Origin of the sequence: Pseudomonas moorei (genome assembly GCF_042846945.1) — a bacterium.
Classification (GTDB): Bacteria; Pseudomonadota; Gammaproteobacteria; order Pseudomonadales; family Pseudomonadaceae; genus Aquipseudomonas; species Aquipseudomonas moorei.
In genome coordinates this window covers 5,751,230-5,771,897 of the sequence record NZ_AP035776.1, presented here as the reverse complement: position 1 = coordinate 5,771,897, position 20,668 = coordinate 5,751,230, and the positions used below count along the sequence as shown (strand labels likewise).

Annotated in this window: 17 protein-coding genes; 12 read left to right on the top strand and 5 right to left on the bottom strand. The window is 61.1% G+C overall.

The genetic code is table 11. The features are described 5' to 3' along the window. Window positions 1-59 precede the first annotated feature (59 nt). On the top strand, window positions 60-1,034 hold the full coding sequence (gene hemB / locus ACGJAX_RS26890; protein WP_090323808.1) for a porphobilinogen synthase: 975 nt from the start codon (window positions 60-62) through the stop codon (window positions 1,032-1,034). Window positions 1,035-1,087: 53 nt separating this feature from the next. On the opposite strand, the gene ACGJAX_RS26885 is transcribed toward hemB, so the two are convergent. Further along, entirely contained in the window at window positions 1,088-2,617 is a 1,530-nt protein-coding gene (locus ACGJAX_RS26885) for an FAD-dependent monooxygenase (protein WP_390956794.1), read from the bottom strand. Between the two features lie 156 nt (window positions 2,618-2,773). Here ACGJAX_RS26885 and ACGJAX_RS26880 point away from each other — a divergent pair, with 156 nt between their 5' ends. Beyond that, window positions 2,774-3,865, top strand: a complete 1,092-nt coding sequence (locus ACGJAX_RS26880; protein WP_390956793.1) for a DUF1615 family protein — start codon at window positions 2,774-2,776, stop codon at window positions 3,863-3,865. A gap of 100 nt (window positions 3,866-3,965) precedes the next feature. Here ACGJAX_RS26880 and ACGJAX_RS26875 read toward each other — a convergent pair whose 3' ends face one another. Further along, entirely contained in the window at window positions 3,966-4,328 is a 363-nt protein-coding gene (locus ACGJAX_RS26875; RefSeq protein ID WP_390956792.1) for a hypothetical protein, read from the bottom strand. A gap of 210 nt (window positions 4,329-4,538) precedes the next feature. Here ACGJAX_RS26875 and ACGJAX_RS26870 point away from each other — a divergent pair, with 210 nt between their 5' ends. Beyond that, window positions 4,539-5,162 carry a glutathione S-transferase N-terminal domain-containing protein gene (locus ACGJAX_RS26870; protein ID WP_090323801.1) on the top strand — a complete coding sequence of 208 codons (624 nt, stop codon included), beginning with the start codon at window positions 4,539-4,541 and terminating at the stop codon, window positions 5,160-5,162. 177 nt (window positions 5,163-5,339) lie between these two features. Here the strand turns inward: ACGJAX_RS26870 and ACGJAX_RS26865 are convergent, their stop codons facing one another. Continuing rightward, the gene (locus tag ACGJAX_RS26865; protein WP_047527469.1) at window positions 5,340-5,780 is read right to left on the bottom strand and encodes a CBS domain-containing protein; all 441 of its coding nucleotides are present in this window, start codon (window positions 5,778-5,780) and stop codon (window positions 5,340-5,342) included. 290 nt (window positions 5,781-6,070) lie between these two features. Here ACGJAX_RS26865 and ACGJAX_RS26860 point away from each other — a divergent pair, with 290 nt between their 5' ends. Continuing rightward, window positions 6,071-8,431 carry a DNA polymerase II gene (locus tag ACGJAX_RS26860; protein ID WP_390956791.1) on the top strand — a complete coding sequence of 787 codons (2,361 nt, stop codon included), beginning with the start codon at window positions 6,071-6,073 and terminating at the stop codon, window positions 8,429-8,431. Here the strand turns inward: ACGJAX_RS26860 and ACGJAX_RS26855 are convergent. Continuing rightward, the gene (locus ACGJAX_RS26855; protein ID WP_390956790.1) at window positions 8,396-8,866 is read right to left on the bottom strand and encodes a DUF1810 family protein; all 471 of its coding nucleotides are present in this window, start codon (window positions 8,864-8,866) and stop codon (window positions 8,396-8,398) included. The genes ACGJAX_RS26860 and ACGJAX_RS26855 overlap by 36 nt on opposite strands. A gap of 29 nt (window positions 8,867-8,895) precedes the next feature. Next, entirely contained in the window at window positions 8,896-9,717 is an 822-nt protein-coding gene (locus ACGJAX_RS26850) for an aldo/keto reductase (RefSeq protein WP_390956789.1), read from the bottom strand. Between the two features lie 199 nt (window positions 9,718-9,916). On the opposite strand from ACGJAX_RS26850, the gene ACGJAX_RS26845 reads away from it, so the two are divergent. The 8 genes from ACGJAX_RS26845 to ACGJAX_RS26810 all read left to right on the top strand — a co-directional run bounded on the left by ACGJAX_RS26845 (window position 9,917) and on the right by ACGJAX_RS26810 (window position 20,622). Continuing rightward, entirely contained in the window at window positions 9,917-10,666 is a 750-nt protein-coding gene (locus ACGJAX_RS26845; protein WP_390956788.1) for a hypothetical protein, read from the top strand. Between the two features lie 212 nt (window positions 10,667-10,878). Then, entirely contained in the window at window positions 10,879-11,664 is a 786-nt protein-coding gene (locus tag ACGJAX_RS26840) for a TSUP family transporter (RefSeq protein WP_390956787.1), read from the top strand. Between the two features lie 215 nt (window positions 11,665-11,879). After that, window positions 11,880-13,895, top strand: coding sequence for a type VI secretion system tip protein TssI/VgrG (tssI, locus tag ACGJAX_RS26835; RefSeq protein ID WP_390956786.1), 2,016 nt, complete (start codon window positions 11,880-11,882; stop codon window positions 13,893-13,895). Continuing rightward, entirely contained in the window at window positions 13,888-14,763 is an 876-nt protein-coding gene (locus ACGJAX_RS26830) for a DUF4123 domain-containing protein (protein ID WP_390956785.1), read from the top strand. The genes tssI and ACGJAX_RS26830 overlap by 8 nt, the downstream gene beginning before the upstream one ends. Next, a complete protein-coding gene (locus ACGJAX_RS26825; protein WP_390956784.1) occupies window positions 14,760-18,188 on the top strand; it encodes a toxin VasX in 3,429 nt (1,142 codons plus the stop codon). The genes ACGJAX_RS26830 and ACGJAX_RS26825 overlap by 4 nt, the downstream gene beginning before the upstream one ends. Before the next feature lie 424 nt (window positions 18,189-18,612). Further along, window positions 18,613-19,368, top strand: a complete 756-nt coding sequence (locus tag ACGJAX_RS26820; RefSeq protein ID WP_390956783.1) for a hypothetical protein — start codon at window positions 18,613-18,615, stop codon at window positions 19,366-19,368. 27 nt (window positions 19,369-19,395) lie between these two features. After that, window positions 19,396-20,067, top strand: coding sequence for a hypothetical protein (locus tag ACGJAX_RS26815; protein WP_390956782.1), 672 nt, complete (start codon window positions 19,396-19,398; stop codon window positions 20,065-20,067). Between the two features lie 18 nt (window positions 20,068-20,085). Next, window positions 20,086-20,622, top strand: a complete 537-nt coding sequence (locus ACGJAX_RS26810) for a hypothetical protein (RefSeq protein WP_390956781.1) — start codon at window positions 20,086-20,088, stop codon at window positions 20,620-20,622. The last annotated feature ends 46 nt before the right edge of the window (window positions 20,623-20,668 follow it).

The following is a 20,668-nucleotide window of genomic DNA, read 5'->3' as shown; positions in this document are numbered from 1 at the left end:
GGGCATAAGCTTTGCCCCCCTACGACTTTCGTCTTGTTCTCCGATTACCAGGAATGCCCATGTCCAGTCAGTTCCCCGAAGCACGCCCACGCCGTCTGCGCCGCAATGCGAGCCTGCGCAGTCTGTTCCAGGAAACCGAGTTCAGCCTCAACGACCTGGTGCTGCCGATTTTCGTCGAAGAAGAAATCGATGACTTCGTGCCGATCAAAAGCATGCCCGGTGTGATGCGAATTCCCGAATCGAAACTGGCCGGCGAGATCGAGCGTTACGCCCGGGCCGGGATCAAGTCGGTGATGACCTTTGGCGTGTCCCACCACCTGGACAGCAGCGGCAGCGACACCTGGCGCGACGACGGTCTGGTGTCGCGGATGTCGCGTATCGCCAAGGACGCGGTGCCGGAGATGATTGTCATGTCCGACACCTGCTTCTGCGAGTACACCGATCACGGTCATTGCGGTGTTCTGCACAACCACGAAGTCGACAATGACCAGACCCTGATCAACCTCGGCAAACAAGCCGTGGCGGCGGCCCGTGCCGGTGCCGATGTGATTGCGCCGTCGGCGGCGATGGACGGGCAGGTCCAGGCCATTCGCCGGGCACTCGACGCCGCCGGGTTCCAGCAGACGGCGATCATGGCCTATTCGACCAAGTTCGCCTCGGCGCTGTACGGCCCGTTTCGCGAAGCCGGTGGCAGCGCGCTCAAGGGGGATCGTAAAAGCTATCAGATGAACCCGATGAACCGCCGTGAAGCGGTGCGCGAATCACTGCTCGACGAGCAGGAAGGCGCCGACGCGCTGATGGTCAAGCCGGCCGGCGCCTACCTGGACATCATCCGCGACATTCGTGAGGTGTCGCGTTTGCCGCTGTCGGCGTATCAGGTGAGCGGCGAGTACGCGATGATCAAGTTCGGCGCGCAAGCCGGGGCGATCGATGAAGACCGTGTGGTGCGCGAAAGTCTTGGCGCAATCAAGCGGGCAGGGGCGGATCTGATCTTCACCTATTTCGCGATGGACCTGGCACTGGCCGGTATCTAAGACTCACCCGGTCCCTTGTTGGAGCTGGCTTGCCAGCTCACAGGGGGGCGGAATCAGCCAAAAAACGACCGAATCCCGTGATGTTTGAAATACCGCTCGATCACCTTCGGGTCCGAGCAGGTTTCGGCTATCGCCACATAGGTGTCGGGCCGCAACAGGTAAAACCCGTTACGCCCCAGGCCTGCCGTTTCAAACGCTGGTCGCCAGTCGAACACATGCAGCGGCAAATGATGTTCGATGCACCAGGCGATCATTTCGTCGCTGGTGTCGCCATACACATGCACCTGCCAGTTAGGGGATTTCAGCGGTTCGAAGTTGTCCCCCTCGCCATCGTGCGCCCAGGGCAAGCGGTCGCCGCCATGAACATGTCCGGCAACGCCGGTGCTCAAAGGCATGCGGCGGTAGTTCAAGGTGATCTGCGACACCGTGCGAAACAGGAATTCGCGGGACCTCTCGAACGTGGCCATTTTCGGAATCAGGAAGGGCGCCAGGCGTGTGCGCAGCAGGTCGGCCATGCGGCCTTCGGCGGTGACGAACGTGAACACCCGGTCAGTGGTTGCCACCAGTTTGCGGGCAAAGGCCATGCGTTCGGTTTCGTAGGTGTCGAGCAATCGGGCCTCGGCACCGCCGCTTAACACTGCGGCGAGTTTCCACGCCAGGTTGATGGCATCGCCAATGCCAGTGTTCATGCCCTGGCCGCCGGCGGGGCTGTGCACATGGGCCGCGTCGCCGAGTAAAAACGCACGGCCGGTGCGGAAGTGGTCGGCCACCCGATGATGCACGCGGTAGGTCGAGAACCAGTTCACCTGTTCGATCTGCACCTTCAGATGCTCGATGGCCCGGCTGCTGACATCTTCGAATCGCAGGGTTTCGGCGTGCTCGGCGCGCTCATCGCGAACGGTGCCGATCAGGCGTGCGCGACCGCTTCCTGCCAGGGGGAACACCGCGAGAAAGTCGGCCTCATCGAGGTCCACGTGCAGTTCGCCGTTGAATGTCGGGCCGCTGGCCTGCACATCGGCCACATAGAAAATCTGCTGGTAGGTCCCGCCGGGAAAGCCGGTGTCCAGGGCCTTGCGCACGACCGAGCGGGCACCATCGCAACCGGCCAGGTAGCAGGCCTGGCAGGTTTCCCGCTGACCATCGGGCAGACGCAACGTGGCGCTGATGCCGTCACCGGTTTCCTCGAAAGCCTCGAGCTCGGTGTCGCGCTCCACGGTGACGCCAAAGGATTCGAGGCGTTTGATCAGCAGCCGTTCGTGTTCGTCCTGGGGGAATATTTCGAGGAAGGCGTAAGGCGTCAGGCCCTCGCCGATGCGGCTGAGCGGCAAGCGGGCCACGGGTTCACCCTTGACCCAGAAATTGGCGGCCTCCACGCAATGACCCTGCTGCACGACGCTGTCACTGAGGTCGAGTTGACGGTACAGCTCCAGCGTCCGGGCCTGCACGGCCAGTGCCCGCGATGTGGTACCGGACGTGGATGTTTTGTCGATGATTCTTGCGTGGATCCCCAGTCTGCTCAGCCACAGCGCCAGGACCAGCCCGGTCGGGCCAGCGCCAATGATCAACACGTCGCTGCGGTGCATGAACCTGTCCTCCTCGCGGTGTGGGTCTAGTATGGTCCAGCCGTGGCGGGCGGCCAGGCTGGCTGCCCAACGGAGAAGACCCTTGCTCAGGGGCATAGCCTCGGACAGGCCATTGATCGTATGGTTAGCCCGGCATAACGGATTTTCTGGAGCAGCATGCAAGCCCATCGATTGATCATGAGCATCGTCGCGTTGCTGGTGCTGGCCGGTTGCGGCAGTCAACGCACGCAACAGGCGCCGGTGCGAACGCCCGCCGAGGTCAAGGCCGAAATTGTGCGACTGCTGCCGGCCAATGCCGTTGACCGCCAGGGTTGGGCCACAGACATCTATGCGGCGTTTGCCGCGCAGAAAATCGAGACGACCACGCAAAACCTCTGCTCGGTGCTGGCTGTCACCGAGCAGGAGTCGACCTTTCAGGCCGATCCGAGCGTGCCTGGCCTGGGCAAAATCGCACGCGACGAAATTGATCGTCGGGCCGCCAAAGCCCACATCCCCGGCCTGTTGGTCAATGCGGCGTTGCAGGTGCGCTCGGCCAATGGCAAAACTTACAGCGAGCGCCTCAACGCGGCGCGTAGCGAAAAGGAACTGAGCGCGATCTTCGATGATTTTATCGGCATGGTGCCCATGGGCCAGACGCTGTTCGGTGGCTTCAACCCGGTGCACACCGGCGGGCCGATGCAGGTCAGCGTCGAATTTGCCGAGCAGCACGCCAAGGGTTATCCCTACCCGGTAGAAGGCTCGATCCGCCATGAAGTCTTCACTCGGCGTGGCGGCATGTATTTCGGTATCGCCCATTTGCTCGGATACCCGGTGAACTACCCGCAACCGCTGTATCGCTTCGCCGATTTCAACGCCGGTTGGTACGCCAGCCGCAATGCCGCGTTCCAGAACGCCGTGAGCCGGGCCTCGGGCATTCCGCTGGCGCTGGATGGCGACCTGGTCAATTACGGTTCGATCATGCCCGGCACCACGGAAGTGGCCGTGCGCAGCCTCGGCAAGCAACTGGATATGCGCAATACGACGATCAGGGATCAGCTGCAGGAGGGCAACAGCCTGGGGTTCGAAGACAGCCCGTTGTATCGGCGAGTCTTTGCGCTGGCCGAACAGGCTGAAGGCCGGCCATTGCCTCGGCAGGTATTGCCGGGGATTGTCCTGCAAAGCCCGAAAATCACTCGCAAACTGACCACGGCCTGGTTTGCCAAGCGGGTCGATGAGCGTTATCAGCGCTGTATGGCGCGGGCTGACTGAAGAGCACACGATCGCAGGCGGTTGTGCGGATTATCCCAGGCATAAAAAAACCGGCTGATGAGGCCGGTTTTTTGTCGAGGAGAGCGGTAAAGCCATTCATTCAAGCGATGTGGTTGCTGTTCAAGTGGTCGGAACCATCGGCGGCGATGGTGTTGCCTTTCAGGTGGTCGGAACCATCGGCGGCGACGGTGTTGCCTTGCAGGTGGTCGGAACCATCGGCGGCGACGGTGTTGCCTTGCAGGTGGTCGGAACCATCGGCGGCGACGGTGTTGCCTTGCAGGTGGTCGGAGCCATCAGCGGCCACTCGATTCTGGATCAGGCGATCAGAGCCACCTTCTGCCACGCGACTTTCAATCAGACGATCCGAGCCGCCTTCGGCGACGACAGGTTGAGCAGAGGTAGCGGCGAAAGCGTTTACTGCAAAAACCGAGAAAGCGATGCTGAGAAGAGTCTGGCGTTTCATGGTGGTGTGCTCCGGGTCTTGTTGGGTGGGTATGGAGCAGATGTTACGCCGCGCAATTTTTATGAGAACTTCATTGGCATGATGGTGAACATCGACGGGATTGATAGGGATAGCGGCATACCCCTTGTGGGCTTGATGATGCGGTCGTCGGATGGCTCCAGCAGGGCCAAGGGCGGCTTCTACACTGGTTGGCATCCCAAGGAGGTGTGTATGTATCAGCTCTACGGTCATCAGAATTCGGGCGCGGCCGCAATCGAGGCGGCACTGGAACTGTGTGAGATCCCTTATCGTTTCATCGATGTCGAGTCGTCTTCGCAGGCCGCCCTGGCCCTGGAGAAGCTCAACCCGCTCAAGCAGATTCCGACCCTGCAATTGCCCGACGGCAGCATCCTCACCGAGAGCGCGGCGATACTGATTCATCTCGGGCTGACGTTTCCCGAGTCGAATCTGCTGCCGGACAACCCGGCCGACCGTGATCAGGCCATCCGTGGCCTGGTGTACATCGTCAGCAATTGCTATGCGGCGATCGGCATCATCGATTACCCCGAACGCTGGCTGGCCGTGGCGGATGAGTCGTCACGGCAAAACCTGATGGCCGGCACCCGCGCACGGCTGCATTGGAGTTGGGAAGTGTTTGCCGATCAGTTTTCCGCCGAGCTGTATCTGGGGGACGAGACGCCGGGAGCGCTGGATGTGCTGGCGGCGGTGGTCAGTCGATGGTCAGGCAGCCGCGAACATTTGCGCACGGCCCGGCCGGGGTTTTACGCCTGGCTGGAACGCATTGACCGACATCCGACGCTGGCGCCGGTGTTCGCCCGGCATTGGCCGGCCTGAGCACTGCAAAACAAAGGCGGGCAGTGTGTTTCCTGGCGTCAACTGATCCTGTGGCAAGCGCGGTCACTGCAGGAGCGAGCTTGCTCGCGAAGGGGGCATCAGCCTCAACATCCTGGTTGACTGAACGACCGCTATCGCGAGCAGGCTCGCCCACAGGGAAGGGGGGGTGTGTTTGAGTTATTCCCCGCGAATGTACTGTTCCAGCTGACGAATCAGTTCCGCCTGTTCCGCGATGGCTTCCTTGACCAGGTCACCAATCGACAGCAAGCCGATCAACTTGCCGTCCTCCACCACCGGCAAGTGGCGCAGGCGTTTGTCGGACATGATGCCCAGGCAGGTATCGACGGTTTGATGGGTGTCCACGGTAATCACCGGTGAAACCATGATGTCGCGTACCGGCGTACCCACCGAAGAACGCCCGTGCAGCACCAGTTTGCGCGCATAGTCACGCTCACTGATGATGCCCAGCACTTCGTCATTTTCCACCACCAGCAAGGCGCCGACGTTTTTCTCTGCCATCTTCATCAGCGCTTCCAGCACCATATGACCAGGTTTGATCTGGTGCACTTCCTGATTCTTCTGATCTTTCAACTTGAGTAGTTGCGCGACGGTTTTCATGGCGGTTTCTCGGGTGTTGTCGTTGTTATTGAAGAATCGTAGACGCCGGCGCGCAGGGCAAGAGAGAAAGCGGCAGATAACCTGCAAAAAACGTCATTCGGTGGTTTTTCTTCGGTAAACCCCGGATTCCTTGCCCGGCAAAGTACCTGTGGGAGCGGGCTTGCCCGCGATGAGGTCATATCAGTCGACATCCATGTTTAATGTCAGGCCGCCATCGCGAGCAAGCTCGCTCCCACAGGTCCGTGGTGGCGTAGAATCACCACCCTGAATCAATGTTGAGGTTTTCAGTGGTGGATTTACCGCAGGGCTTCGTCCTGACCCGGCATTGGCGCGATACCCCGGCCGGTACGGAAGTCGAATTCTGGCTGGCGACCGACAGCGGTCCGCGGCGCATCCGCCTGTCTCATCAGCCGTCGGTGGCCTTTATTCCGGCCAGCCAGCGCGAGCAGGTCGAGGCGTTGCTGCACGACGAAAAAAATGTCGAACTGCGGGAACTGGCCTTGCTGGATTTCGAGCATCGTCCGGTGCTCGGGCTGTATTGCCGGCAGCATGGACAATTGATGCGCCTGGAAACCGCCCTGCGCAGGGCCGGGGTCGAGGTGTACGAAGCTGATGTGCGTCCGCCGGAACGCTATCTGATGGAGCGCTTCATCACCGCCCCGGTGCGTTTTGGTGGCACGCCAGGCGCCGAGGGCGTGTTGCTCGACGCGCAGATGAAGCCCGATTCCGGCTACCGTCCGAAGCTGCGGCTGGCGTCCCTGGACATCGAAACCACCGCCCGGGGCGAGTTGTATTCCATCGCCCTGGAGGGCTGCGGCGAGCGGCAGGTGTACATGCTCGGCCCACCCAATGGCGATGACAGCGAGGTGGATTTCCAGCTCGAATACTGCGACTCGCGCACCCTGCTGCTGAAAAAGCTCAACGACTGGTTTGCCCGGCACGATCCCGACGCAATCATCGGCTGGAACGTCGTGCAGTTCGATCTGCGGGTGCTGCATCAACACGCCCGGCAACTGGGCGTGCCGCTGAAGCTGGGGCGTGGCGGCGAGGAAATGCAGTGGCGCGAGCACGGCAATGGCAACCATTATTTTGCCTCCGCTGCCGGCCGGCTGATCATCGACGGCATCGAGGCGCTGCGTTCGGCGACCTGGAGTTTTCCGTCGTTCAGCCTGGAAAACGTCGCGCAAACCCTGCTGGGCGAAGGCAAGTCGATCGACAACCCGTACCAGCGCATGGACGAAATAAACCGCATGTTCGCCGAGGACAAGCCAGCGCTGGCCAGGTACAACCTCAAGGACTGCGAGCTGGTCACCCGAATTTTCGCCCACACCCAATTGCTGACCTTTTTGCTGGAGCGGGCCAGTGTCACCGGGTTGCCGGTGGACCGCATGGGCGGCTCAGTGGCGGCGTTCACTCACCTCTACATGCCGTTGATGCATCGCCAGGGCTTTGTCGCGCCCAACCTCGGCGGGCGCCCGCCACAGGCCAGCCCCGGCGGGTTTGTCATGGACTCGCAACCGGGCCTGTACGAGTCGGTGCTGGTGTTCGACTACAAAAGTCTTTATCCATCGATCATCCGCACGTTCCTCATCGACCCGGTGGGTTTGATCGAAGGGCTCAAGCATCCCGAGGACAGCGAGTCGGTGCCCGGTTTCCGGGGTGCCCGGTTTTCCAGAACCCGGCATTGCCTGCCCGCCATCGTGGCCAGGGTTGCCGAGGGTCGGGAAATCGCCAAGCGCGAACGCAACGCCCCCCTGTCCCAGGCGCTGAAGATCATCATGAACGCCTTCTACGGGGTGCTCGGTTCCAGCGGGTGCCGGTTTTTCGATACGCGCCTGGCATCGTCCATCACCCTGCGCGGTCACGAGATCATGCTGCGCACCCGTCAGTTGATCGAAGACCAGGGCCATACGGTGATTTACGGTGATACCGATTCCACCTTCGTCTGGTTGCGCCGGGCCCACGGTCAGCAGGAGGCCGCGCAGATCGGCCATGCGCTGGTGGATCACGTCAACCAGTGGTGGCGCGAGCATGTGCGGCAGGAATTTGGCCTGGAGAGCGCGCTCGAACTGCAGTTCGAAACCCACTACAAGCGTTTCCTGATGCCGACCATTCGCGGTGCGGAGGAGGGCAGCAAGAAGCGTTATGCGGGGTTGGTGACGCGCGCCGATGGCACCGACGAGATGGTCTATAAAGGCCTGGAAACCGTGCGCACCGACTGGTCACCGCTGGCCCGCCAGTTCCAGCAGGAGCTGTACCTGCGCATCTTCAACCGCAAACCCTATCAGGATTATGTGCGCGACTATGTGCGCCAGACCCTGGCCGGAGCGTTCGATGATCGCCTGATTTACCGCAAGCGCCTGCGCCGCACCCTCGAGGATTATCAACGCAACGTGCCGCCCCATGTGCGGGCAGCGCGTATCGCCGATGACTACAACGACCGGCAGGGCCGTCCGCGGCAATACCAGAATGGCGGCTGGATCAGTTATGTGATTACCGTCGCCGGCCCTGAGCCGCTGGAGATCCGCAGCGCACCCATCGATTACGAGCATTACATCAGCAAGCAGTTGCAACCGGTGGCCGATGCGATCCTGCCGTTCGTCGATGACGATTTCTCAACCCTGATTGGTGGGCAACTGGGCCTGTTTTGAGTCCATCAGCGACAACGTCCAGTCATCCAGAATGCCGTGGAAGTATTGATTCAGGGCTTGATGGAACAGGCTGTCGTCAGGTGCGACCTGGGCGAACAGCGTCATCGACGAATGAAATTTCAGGTCATCGGGATGGCCGAAAATCTCCTTCACCGAGCGCTGCTGGATGTTCAGCACTTCTTGGGTGCATGTGCGCAGCCGCGCGCCCAGCAATGGGTGCTCGAGATAGGCTCGGGCTTCTTCGCGGGAACCGATCGCGAAGCGTTTGGACATGTCGCTGTCACCCAGCCCGGCAAACTGCGGAAAGATGAACCACATCCAGTGGCTGCGCTTGCGGCCGGCATTCAATTCGGCCTGAGCCCGGTCGAACACCGGGTCCTGCGCCTGAACGAAGCGCTGCAGGTTAAAGGCGTCCAGCCGATCGGTGCTTCTCATGCGCAAGTCCTCTGACAGACTGCGATGGCTCAGACCATGGCCAACCGCTGTTTGCGTTGCGGCGCGTGAAACGCTTGGTCCAGCGCCTCCAGATCCCCGGGTTCCAGCACTAACTGCGCTGCCTGTGCGTTGAGTCGCACATGCTCGGGGCGTACCGCCTTGGGGATGGCAATCACCCCGTCCTGGCGCAAAAGCCATGCCAGCGACACTTGGGCAGGCGTCACGCGGTGACGGGCGGCCACTTGCCTGAGCGTGGCATTGGCCAGCATCTTCCCGCCCTGGCCAATGGGGCAGTAGGCCATGACCGGCATCCTGCGCTGCTGACACCAGGGCAGTAAATCAAATTCTATGCCGCGCTCTTCCAGGTTGTAGAGCACTTGATTGGTGGCGCAGGCCGGCGCGGCCAATTCCTGCAGATCATCGACGTCGAAATTGGACACGCCCCACCGACCGATCTTGCCCGCTGCGCGCAGTTGTTCGAAGGCTTCGACCGTTTCCTCCAGGGGAAACTGGCCGCGCCAATGCAGCAGGTACAAATCGATATGGTCGGTGTCAAGGCGCCGCAGGCTGCGTTCGCAGGCCTGGGGGATGCCCTTGCGGCTGGCGTTGTGCGGGTAGACCTTGCTGACCAGAAACACCTCGTCGCGCCGGCCGGCGATGGCTTCGCCCACCACTTCCTCGGCACCACCTTCGGCATACATCTCGGCGGTGTCGATCAGGGTCATGCCCAACTCGATCCCCAGGCGCAACGCCGCGACCTCCTCGTTGTGCCGGGAGCGATCTTCGCCCATGTGCCAGGTGCCCTGGCCGATGACCGGCACGTTGACACCGGCCAATTCGAGAGAACGCATGCAAATCTCCTGTAAACACTCAAGCCGTATTGCTATTGGCAATCAGCATAGCTTCCGGGTTCCGCGCTTCGATCAAAATTGCAGCATGCCGGTGATCGATTGGTGACGGCATGACTGCACTTTTGCGAAATCCACGGCTCTACTTTTGGGCAGCCTGCGGCGATCCCCACCGTCGGCCCATGCCCAAGTCCAAGAACCCATGGCTCGAGCGTTACCCATCAGTATCACCTCAATCCGCCGCCGTTGCCTGCTGCTGGTTGGCCTGTCGACGTTCCTCGTCAGCGGATGCAGCCATCAGGACGGCAACGACCTCATGACTCAATTGCGCGAAGGCAAACCCCAGGAATTTCTGCAAACCAGTGTCGACCGCATGGCCACCCTGACCATGCGCGACAACCTCGACAGCCTTTACCTGCTGATGAGCAAGCTGTACCGGCGCAACCCCGACGAGCTGAAAAAATCCGGCTTCCTCGACGCCGGCACCGCTGGCAAGCAAGTACGCATGGCCATCGAACTGCAGCAGCCGCTGCCTACGCTTGGCGGTAAAAAGGACCTGGCGGCGCTGCGGTTTGCCATGAGTCCGGAGTTTCTTGGCGACCGGGTCGGTGCGTTCATCTATGCCATCGGCAGCATGCTGGTCACCGCCCACGGCAATCGCCTGGAGTTCTACATGACGGACACGATCAACCCGACGTTCGTCAGCAACGCTGCGCGCAACATCGAGATTGCCACCTGGATCCTGAGCCAGCGGCAAAATAAAAACGGCGAACCCATGCTGTTCTCCAACGAAATCTCGGAGGAGGGCAGCAACCTGAGTTTTGCCGTGGAGTTCGGCAAAATAGTCGCGCGCCTGGATTTGCTGACGCAGATGCTGGACGAGCGCTACCGGCGCATCGGCCTCAATTACGCCCAGAGCCTGCTGTTTTTGAATTTTCTGCCGGTGCAGTAAGTTCGCCATCTATTCCTGAGCTGGCTTGCCAGCGATAGCGGTGGGTGGTTCACACGTTGATCGCCTGAACTGACGCCATCGCCGGCAAGCCAGCTCCTAAAGGGGCATGTGGCGATGTGGATATAAATATAGATCGCATCGATATAACTGGTTATAAGAAAAATCGCTATGCTGCGGGCCAGATTTCCCTTGCAGTCTTTGTGGGCGTATCGATGGATTTAGTGAATATCGGGTTGATCGTAGCCGGGCTGGTGGTTGGCTTCATCGTCGGCATGACGGGCGTGGGCGGTGGGTCGTTGATGACGCCCATTCTGCTGTGGTTCGGCATTAACCCGGCAACGGCGGTGGGCACCGATCTGCTGTACGCGGCTATCACCAAATCCAGCGGCGTACTGGTTCACAAAAAGAACAACAACATCGACTGGGCCATCACTGGCTGGTTGACGCTGGGCAGTGTGCCGGCGGTGGCGTTGACCCTGTGGTTCCTGAGCAGTCTGCACAGCGCGCCCGAGGCGATGAACGCCATCATCAAGCAGGCCCTGGGTTTCGTCCTGTTTGCCACGGCGCTGGCGATCCTGTTCAAGAAACGCCTGCTCGATTTCGCCCACAGGCGTGCCGGCGGCAACTACAACCCCAGCGGTACGCGGCTGAATGTCCTGACGGTCATCACCGGTCTGGTGCTCGGCACCATGGTCGCGCTGACCTCCATCGGCGCTGGCGCGCTGGGCACCGTGGCGCTGTTCATCCTCTATCCGCTGTTACCGACCCGCCGCCTGGTCGGCACGGAAATCGCTCACGCCGTGCCGTTGACCCTGGTCGCCGGCCTTGGCCATGCGAGCATGGGCAACATGGACTGGCATGTCCTCGGTTACTTGCTGGTCGGTTCGCTGCCGGGGATTTATCTGGGCAGCCATCTGACCGGCCGCATTTCCGATGAACTGCTGCGTCCTTGCCTGGCGACGATGCTGGTGCTGATCGGCTACAAACTGGTGTTCTAAAATGCGGCACCGACAAAAAAGCCCCTGACAATCAGGGGCTTTTTCGTTTCTGCTGACCGGTTGATGCTCGTAAAGGAAGCTTCCTTCCGACTTTAAAGAGTCTTCCTACATCTTTCCGCTTTTTGCCTTGTTAGCGTGCCTGCCAATTTTCGCGAGCACGAACCAGGGACGGTTTGGACGTCGCGCTTCTTCGCCTCTTTGCCAAGGATAAGCGTATGTTCCGGTCGGCCAATGCAGCGCATCTCGTGCTGCAGAATCCTGCGATCCGTCACGACTTCAAGGTGCTGGCCTTCAACGGCACTGAAGCCATCAGCACGCTTTACAGCATCCGCATTGAACTGGTCAGCGAGCATCCGGATTTCGATCTGGAAAGCCTGCTCGGCCAACCCGCGTTTCTGCAATTCGGCCTTGATGGCGAAGGCATCCATGGGCATATCGAAGACGTGCGGATGGGCGAGGCGGGTAAACGTCTGACTCACTATCACCTGACCCTGGTACCGGCGCTTCACTATTTGCAGTTCAGCCACGACCAGCGGATTTTCCAGCGTTTGAACGTGCCGCAGATCATCACCCAGGTCCTCAAAGGCCATGGCATTCAGGCCGATGCCTTTACCTTCCATGTCAGCACCAGTGCGCCGCGCGAGTACTGCACCCAGTACGCGGAAGACAATTTCACCTTCCTCCAGCGCCTGTGCGCCGAGGACGGTATCGCCTGGCATCACCAGCACTCGGCGGACGGTCATAGGCTGGTGTTCACCGATGATCAGGTGTTCCTGCCCAAACTCGGGGCCACGCCTTATCAACAGGACAGCGGCATGGTGGCCGAGCATCCGGTGGTCAGCCGCTTCAGCGTGCGTACCCGCACTCGCACCAGTACCGTCACCCGGCGCGACTATGATCTGAAACGGCCGAGCCTGTTGCTCGAGAGTCGTTTCAGCGCCGAGTTCGGCCCGGCGCTGGAGGATTATCGTTACCCACTGTGGCTGGGGAACGAAAAACGCGGCGACCACCTTGCCCGTCAGGCGCTGGAGCGGCATCGCAGCGACCATGAACTGGGCCAGGGTGAGAGCAATCAGCCACACCTGCGTTGCGGCCATCTGTTCAACCTGATCGACCACCCCCGGAAAAAGTGCAACGACTTGTGGCAGTTGCTCAGTGTTACCCATGATGGCCGACAGCCGCAGGTGCTCGAGGAAGCGGCCAGCAGTGACGTCAAGGCCGCCGACGGTTTCACCCAAGGCTACCGCAACACGTTCTGCGTGATTCCCGCACGGGTGGTTTTTCGTCCACCGCTGCCGCCGCGCCGCCCTCCATTGGTCAGCCAGACAGCGCGGGTGACCGGGCCTGCACACGAAGAGATCTACTGCGACGAGTTCGGCCGGGTGAAGTGCCAGTTCCCGTGGGACCGCGCCGAATTCAACAGTGAACGCAGCAGCTGCTGGATTCGCGTTTCATCGAGTTGGGCCGGGCAAAACTTCGGTTCGGTGACCCTGCCGCGCATCGGCATGGAAGTCGTGGTGACTTTTCTGGAGGGCGATCCTGATCAACCGCTGATCACCGGCTGCGTGGCCAACAAGGTCATGTCCGCGCCTTATCCCTTGCCCGGGCACAAGACCAAAAGCGTGCTGCGCAGCCACAGTTCACCGCACACCGGTGGGTACAACGAACTGATGATTGAAGACCGCGCCGGTCAGGAAAAGATCTACCTGCGCGCCGAACGTGATGTCGAGCAACTGATCCTCAATGACAGCCACAGCCAGATCCGCCGCAACCGCGTTGAGCAGGTCGACGCCAACAGCACCAGCCTGATCAAGGCGGATGAACGGCACACCACCAACGGCACGCGCAGCACCGTCATCGGCACCCACGACCTGCTCAACATCGGCGGCAACAGCAGTACCATCGCTGACGGCACCTTGGTGATCCAGGCCGGTCCACAGGCGCGAGTCTCCGCCAGCCAGGTGGTGATCGATGCCGACGCGAGCCTGACGCTGTCGGCCGGCGGCCATCACATCGTGATTCATTCGGGCGGGATCTTCAGCAGTGTGCCCATCGTCGAGGGGGGCGTGCCGGTGGCGGGGTTACCACCGCTGTCCGCTGCATCAACCACCGCATCTGCCCCACAAGTGCCTTTGTTACCCCATGCGCAGCGACTGGCCCTGATGGCCAGAAAACCGATCTGCGCAGTTTGCGAAGCAACCCGACAGCAAACGGGTGAAGCCAATGCTTGAGTTACCTCCATTACCGGATGATTTGCCATGGTCTATATCGGCCTACCTTCTCCTGGACGGTGTCAGTGCCCCCAACCTGTCGCACACGCTGCGCCGTTGGGATAATCCGGTCCAAGGCCTCTACCAGGGAACGCGCTGGCAGGAACTGGCGGATATTTCACCACGGCTGGTCACCCTCAATGGCGCAGACGATCCGGTGCTGGCGTACTTTCAGGAACATGCAGCCATGGAGTGGGGCTTTCTGCTGTTCAGCGATGCTGATGCGTCAGCGCTTGTAAAGCACTGGCGTCGCCTGTTGACCGTCAAGCACCCGAGCAACGTGGACGTCATGCCACGCCTCGCCGATCCAGCCGTCATGCATCAGTTGCTCGACCTTGCACGGCAAGCCAACAGTGCACGCTGGTTCGGCCCCGTCCAGCATCTGTGCCTGCCTGATGGTCTTCAGGCCGTGTGGCTACAGCATCAACGTCCGGATCACGCCGCGCCAGACAGCGGCGATACCTATCGGTTGACCGAGGAGGAACTCACGGCCCTGGAAGAGGCGCAGTTCCATCATGTGGTACTCGACCTCAACGATCACCTGCGGCGCTATTTCCCCGGATTCATGGCGTCCTGCACAGACCGGGAGCGTCTGCGGTTTGCTGAAAAAACAGCGCAGGAGGCTTATCGAAACGGCTTCACCTCGGAACAGCAAATCACTCTCTACGGCAATGTATATGCCCATCTGGCCGGCCAGCCGTTGAGCGATCACCCGGACATCGTCGAGCTGCTGACGGTGTCGTCCCAACAATCACCGTTGAGCCGCGTGAATCGCGCAGCCGAGCTGGCACATCAGCGCTCGACCCAGCTTCCGGGAGACGAGCCATGACCACTCAGAAACCGCCGCAATCCGCTGCCAACATCGCCGCCATGGCCAAGAGCGCCCAGGACATCCGTTCGCCCATGGGCCTGTGTCCCCTGATGGGCCAGAAAGTGCAGTTGCTGCCGCTGCGTTATGGACTGGTCGAACACCTTGATCCCTCATCCGAACTGACCCTGCCGCTCAAGCTGAACAGCCAGCCGCTGGGCATACGCCTGCTGCGCGACGGTTACCTGTACATCATCGACAGCGGCACCGGCTACCTGCACGAATACCGCGTCGAACAGGGGCAGATCAGCAAGCTGCTGTGGCAGGGCCCGGAGGTGGCGGGCGATACGCGCACCACGTCGGTGGGTGAACCGCACTTGGTCTTCGCCCGTCGGCACACCTTGTTTGCCAGCTATTCGGAAATCCAGTGGACGGCCTACAAGTGTTCGCAAGTGCTCAAGGACGCCGCCGAGCGCGAGCGCTTGATGCAACGCATCGAGCTGGCCAAAGCCTGTCCAGACCGGGGCGGCGCCGATTTGCTGAGCCTGCGCCAGGCGATAACCTGGCTGGCCGAGGTCGCAGAAACCAGCGCGCCAAGCCCTGGCCGCGAGCCATTGCCCGAAGGCGCCCACCCGCAAGAGCGCCAGCCCTATGGCTGGGAAGACACGTCGCTGTTCAAGGCCACGGCGATCGAAGCACTCACCAGCCAGGTGCTGGGGGATCATCAGAACGACTACCTATTCCTGGTGTTGCGCGACGACTTTGGGGTGATGCGCGACCTGGCCAGCGCCCAGCTGCAAGTCGCGGACTGGATCGAGCAATGGAGCGCCGACGACGACGCCCAGCGCAAGTACCTCACCGGTGCCTACATCCAGTCCTTGTACGAGGTGACACCGGCGCGCCTCGAGGCGCTGGCTACCCGCGATGCCGATGTCAACGCCCTGATAGAAGACACCGACCCTGCGCAGCAGGCCGCCCTTGAAGAGTATCTGCGCATCCGGCGTGACCATGACGGGCCGCCGATCCATGGCGACGAGGCCCATTGGCGCAAGGCGGCGGCCAGCGATCCTTATGCGCGCGCCGCCGTCAACCTGCAGGACGCCCTGGGCGTGGCGCTGTGGCAAAAGCATCGAGACACCATTGCCAGGCTCCACGGGCAAACCTGGGAAACGTTGCACGGCGAGGCTATCGGCCAGCGCGGCATTGATCATCTGGTCAATCGGGCCGGGATGGAAGCATTTGTCCGCCAGCAGCAAACGCTGCTGGCCCATTGGCACAAGCGCCTGCAGGTGATTCGCGAAGACCGCTTGAACATGATCGTCGCCGGCCATTTCCACCGTGCCGCCTGGTATTACGACTTCCGAAGCGATGCCCAGATCCGCCATCGCCTGGAGACCGAATTCGTCTGCGTGGCCGCCCTGTGCGGTGACCGCGAAGCCACCGAAAAACTGGCCGCCTACCTGCAAAGCAACCTGCTCACCGTGGTGCCGGGGCTGGACACCCTGACCCGGGCCGATCAGCTCGACCTGAGCAAGAAACTCATGGACCTGAGCAATTTCTCGATCACCCTCGCCACGGCACCGGAAAGCCTTGCCAGCGTGAATGTGCTGAGCAACCAGTTCAGAAGCCTGATGAATGAGCGGTTGCCGAACTTTGAGGACCTGAATACGCGGTTCAGGGGGCTGCAGAGTTTGTTGGACGGGGCGTATAACCCGGCGAGGCAACTCAGTATCGCGGACGAGTTAGACACGGCCTACAACGCATTCAAGCAACGACAACATATCGACCCCAACAACTTCATCCGCGACCTGGGCGTGCCGGCACGTCTGCAACTGTTACGCGAGTTTTCCCGCAGCGGCTTGACCCTGCGGGCGGCGTCGGCGGCGGAAATCCAGGCGTTCAACCAGGCCCGCGATGCCGCGCTCGACCTGCGCCGCCAGCTCAAGGACACCTACAAACAGCGCCATCGCGAGTTGTCGCGGCAAATCTATGGCCTGACCGAGCCCGGCGGTGAGCAGAGGCTCAACCAGCGGATCATTAGTCTCAAGACCGCGCTGGTGCCGCTGGAAGACCACCTCAGCCGGGCCCTGACCGTTGGCGCGGGTGGCCCCTGGCAAATCGGCACCGTGATCGATGGCATGGCCCCGGCGCTGCGTGACGAAATGGTGCGCACCGTGCGTGATTTCCGCGCCACGGGGACGTTTGGCCAGCCACTGATGAGTGCGTTGAAGTCCGGGGGGGACGGGATTGCGTTGTTGCTGTTTGTTTATCAGGGGCAGAAGTTTGTGGAGGTGTTGAGTGCGCTTGGTAAGGATAGTTATCGCTCGTTATCAGGCCTGGGAGCTCTTGTTGAGGCATTTATTGTAATGTCAGCTGCTGGCTTTGCCGCTGTACAGGGCCTGTCGGTAACACTCCTTCAGGCATATATCGTGCAAATGGACAGCGCCGCCGGCAAACTCAACACCATGAGCCGTTTAGGACGCTGGAGCGGTATCGCAGGAGTTGGAGCATTTGGGTTTGGCGGTCTTGCTGCCTTAACCGATCTCGGCAAGCACTCCCGGCAATGGGCTAAAGCGCTGGCCCAAGGCAATCACCAGGCCTTGGCGGCCACGACCCTGCAAATCGCCGGCGACGGCATCCTCGTGGCCACCAACACCTGGGGCGCCAAACACACGACGTCGATCATCAGCCAGGTACTCAAAAAACCCGCCGAGCTGCGGGCCCTGGCCTGGGCCGAAGCCAGCCCGCGGCTGTTGAGCATCGCTGCCAGGGCCAACCTGGTGGGGTTGATCGGCACGGCCCTGCAACTGGTGGGCGAAGGCCTGTACAACTACTTCAACCTGGACGCACTGCAGAAATGGCTGCAAGCCAGCGCCTGGGGCAAGGCCAACCTGCAACGCAGCCTGGCCGAGGACTGGAGCGCGTTGGCCCGGGTGGTGCAACAACCCACCTGCGAGCTGGTCCGTGAGGGTGAACGCACCTATGTGCAACTGCGACTGCCCGGCGTGCGCACCCGGGAAATGGACAGCCGTCAGCTGCATTTGCAGGCCTATCGTCAAACCGGCGATCTGCATCGACCCCGGCCCTACAGTCGGCAGTTACCGCCGACCCGCTGGCAGGAATGCAGCGCGGCGTGGGCGGCGGTTGCCGTGGTCGCCAGCCAGGAAGAGGAGGCCCTGACCCTTCACCTGCCCATCGGCACAGGCATCCAGGCATGGGATTTTGCCCTGGCGATCAACATCGGTTACCAACTGGAGCCCGGGCGCGACTTGCTTCACCGCACCTGTTTTGTCCTGAGCGACCTGCGCATCGCCACGGTGCGGGGGGTACGTTTGCCGACCCAGGGCCGATTCAGGCTCGAGGCCGTGGACAGCTTGCCCCGCGGCACGGGCGATGCCCCTTACTGGTGGTTCACCCGTGACGAAATGGCGACGGTCGATGTTTAGCCAACTGTTCAAACGCCAAGACAAGCCTGATACCGCCGAGCCGGCGCCGGACATTCGCAGCCAGCGGCCCAGCGCCGGGCAGCTGCGGGTTCGGGGATTGAACGAAACCCTGTTTCTGGCGCCATTGCCGGTGTACACCGGGCAGGCGCCAGTCTCTCGGCGTAACTTTTCGGCGATGAATGAAACCTATCTGGAGTTGGGGGGGAGCAACTACGGGATGGTTGAACAGGGAAAGAGATTGGCAGTGTTTATTTTGATGATCTTGTTTATGGCTTTTCTAGCTCCCTGTTTAGTGGTTTTGTATTGGGTGCTTTTTTATCCTGAAAACATTCGTGAGCCGTTGAACGAACTTATCAACGCAATCAAAGTGTTTTCCAGTTATGCGCTTCTATCCGTATTACCAATTGGAGCAATGGTCTACGGCATGCTCTCCAACGTCCGCACCCTGGCCAAAAGCTACCCGGTGCGCTTCAACCGCCAGCGTCGCGAAGTCTGCTACATCGACGACACCACCCATCGCGTGCTGATCGTGCCCTGGGAAAGCGTGGTGGCCTGGGTCGCTCGCAGCCAGGGCATCACCCGCTACGGCGCGATGCGCGATTACACCTTCGGCATGGGCCTGGAAGACGAAGCGCACGACACCGTGCAATTCATCCTGTCGGCCCAGCCCAGCGATGCCCATGCCCTGGGCATGTGGACGGCCATTCGCAACTACATGGAAGAAGGGGAGTTGGTCGATACGCCCAACCCCATGCTCGTTGCGCTGGGCATCACCCTGAGCGAAGACGAGCTCAAACCTTATGAAGGGTTGCACACCTTTGAAATCGAGCGGCTTGACGCCCGGGCACTGGGTCGGTTGGACGACGGTGGTGGTCACCTGACGGCTGAAGAGCGAAAGCGGTGGGGATACTCCAAGCGCACCCCCTGGCCCCTGCGCTGGTGGTATGTCCGCCGCGTCCTGACCTTCTGGAAAATGCCCTACCTGATCGCCGAGTGGGCCCACCGCAAGGGCCGGCCGACCCTGCCGCAAAGCGTGCAAGCCTGGTCCCGCCCACTGCCCCCCGAGCAATGGGCCCAACCCAGCCCGGCCCTGCAAAAAGCCAACGCACTGGTGAAAACCGCCATGGACAAGAAAGGCGCGAACTTCATCGATGCCTGTAAAACGGCGGGCCTGCATTGAAGACGCCGCTGCAAACGAGAAAGGGGAATGACGGGTGGTTCACCCGTGACGAAATGGCGACGGTCGATGTTTAGCCAATTGTTCAAGCGCCAAAACAAGCCTGATACCGCCGAGCCGGCGCCGGACATTCGCAGCCAGCGGCCCAGCGCCGGGGAGCTGCGGGTTCGGGGATTGAACGAAACCCTGTTTCTGGCGCCATTGCCGGTGTACACCGGGCAGGCGCCAGTCTCTCGGCGTAACTTTTCGGCGATGAATGAAACCTATCTGGAGTTGGGGGGGAGCAACTACGGGATGGTGGAACTGGGGAAAAGACTGGCGTTTATGTTCTGGATGCCTATGTTTGTAGCTTTCATAGCTCCAAGCCTACTCATCCTGTACGGGGTGCTCTTTTATCCAGAAAATTTCAGGAATCCGTTGCAAGAACTGCTTATGTTCTTCGAGGTCACGACCAAAGTTTCTCTCGCTTTCATCCTCCCCATCGGCGCCTTCATCTACGGCATGCTCTCCAACGTCCGCACCCTGGCCAAAAGCTACCCGGTGCGCTTCAACCGTCAGCGTCGCGAAGTCTGCTACATCGACGACACCACCCATCGCGTGCTGATCGTGCCCTGGGAAAGCGTGGTGGCCTGGGTCGCTCGCAGCCAGGGCATCACCCGCTACGGCGCCATGCGCGATTACACCTTTGGCATGGGCCTGTAAGACGAAGCGCACGACACCGTGCAATTCATCCTGTCGGCCCAGCCCAGCGATGCCCATGCCCTGGGCATGTGGACGGCCATTCGCAACTACATGGAAGAAGGGGAGTTGGTCGATACGCCCAACCCCATGCTGGTTGTTCTGGGCCTGACGCCAACCGAGGACGAGCTCAAGCCGTATGAAGGCCTGCATACGTTTGAGATTGAGCGTAAAGGCGCGCGTTTCATGGGGTCGTTAGACGATGGCGCCGAGCACCTGAGCGCCGAACAGCGTCACCGTTATGGATATGGCAAGCGCACCCCCTGGCCCCTGCGCTGGTGGTACGTGCGCCGCGTCCTGACCTTCTGGAGAATGCCCTACCTGATCGCCGAGTGGGCCCACCGCAAGGGCCGGCCGACCCTGCCGCAAAACGTGCAAGCCTGGTCCCGACCACTGCCCCCCGAGCAATGGGCCCAACCCAGCCCGGCGCTGCAAAAAGCCAACGCACTGGTGAAAACCGCCATGGACAAAAAGGGCGCGAATTTCATCGACGCCTGCAAAGCGGCGGGCCTGCATTGAAGACGCCGCTGCAAACGAGAAAGGGGAATGACGGGTGGTTCACCCG

Bases quoted from the DNA above. Each gene is read 5' to 3' on its own strand.
- hemB (WP_090323808.1), top strand. From the start codon at position 60: ATGTCCAGTCAGTTCCCCGAAGCACGCCCACGCCGTCTGCGCCGCAAT.
- ACGJAX_RS26885 (WP_390956794.1), bottom strand. From the start codon at position 2,617: ATGCACCGCAGCGACGTGTTGATCATTGGCGCTGGCCCGACCGGGCTG.
- ACGJAX_RS26880 (WP_390956793.1), top strand. From the start codon at position 2,774: ATGCAAGCCCATCGATTGATCATGAGCATCGTCGCGTTGCTGGTGCTG.
- ACGJAX_RS26875 (WP_390956792.1), bottom strand. From the start codon at position 4,328: ATGAAACGCCAGACTCTTCTCAGCATCGCTTTCTCGGTTTTTGCAGTA.
- ACGJAX_RS26870 (WP_090323801.1), top strand. From the start codon at position 4,539: ATGTATCAGCTCTACGGTCATCAGAATTCGGGCGCGGCCGCAATCGAG.
- ACGJAX_RS26865 (WP_047527469.1), bottom strand. From the start codon at position 5,780: ATGAAAACCGTCGCGCAACTACTCAAGTTGAAAGATCAGAAGAATCAG.
- ACGJAX_RS26855 (WP_390956790.1), bottom strand. From the start codon at position 8,866: ATGAGAAGCACCGATCGGCTGGACGCCTTTAACCTGCAGCGCTTCGTT.
- ACGJAX_RS26850 (WP_390956789.1), bottom strand. From the start codon at position 9,717: ATGCGTTCTCTCGAATTGGCCGGTGTCAACGTGCCGGTCATCGGCCAG.
- ACGJAX_RS26845 (WP_390956788.1), top strand. From the start codon at position 9,917: ATGGCTCGAGCGTTACCCATCAGTATCACCTCAATCCGCCGCCGTTGC.
- ACGJAX_RS26840 (WP_390956787.1), top strand. From the start codon at position 10,879: ATGGATTTAGTGAATATCGGGTTGATCGTAGCCGGGCTGGTGGTTGGC.
- tssI (WP_390956786.1), top strand. From the start codon at position 11,880: ATGTTCCGGTCGGCCAATGCAGCGCATCTCGTGCTGCAGAATCCTGCG.
- ACGJAX_RS26830 (WP_390956785.1), top strand. From the start codon at position 13,888: ATGCTTGAGTTACCTCCATTACCGGATGATTTGCCATGGTCTATATCG.
- ACGJAX_RS26825 (WP_390956784.1), top strand. From the start codon at position 14,760: ATGACCACTCAGAAACCGCCGCAATCCGCTGCCAACATCGCCGCCATG.
- ACGJAX_RS26820 (WP_390956783.1), top strand. From the start codon at position 18,613: ATGCTCTCCAACGTCCGCACCCTGGCCAAAAGCTACCCGGTGCGCTTC.
- ACGJAX_RS26815 (WP_390956782.1), top strand. From the start codon at position 19,396: ATGACGGGTGGTTCACCCGTGACGAAATGGCGACGGTCGATGTTTAGC.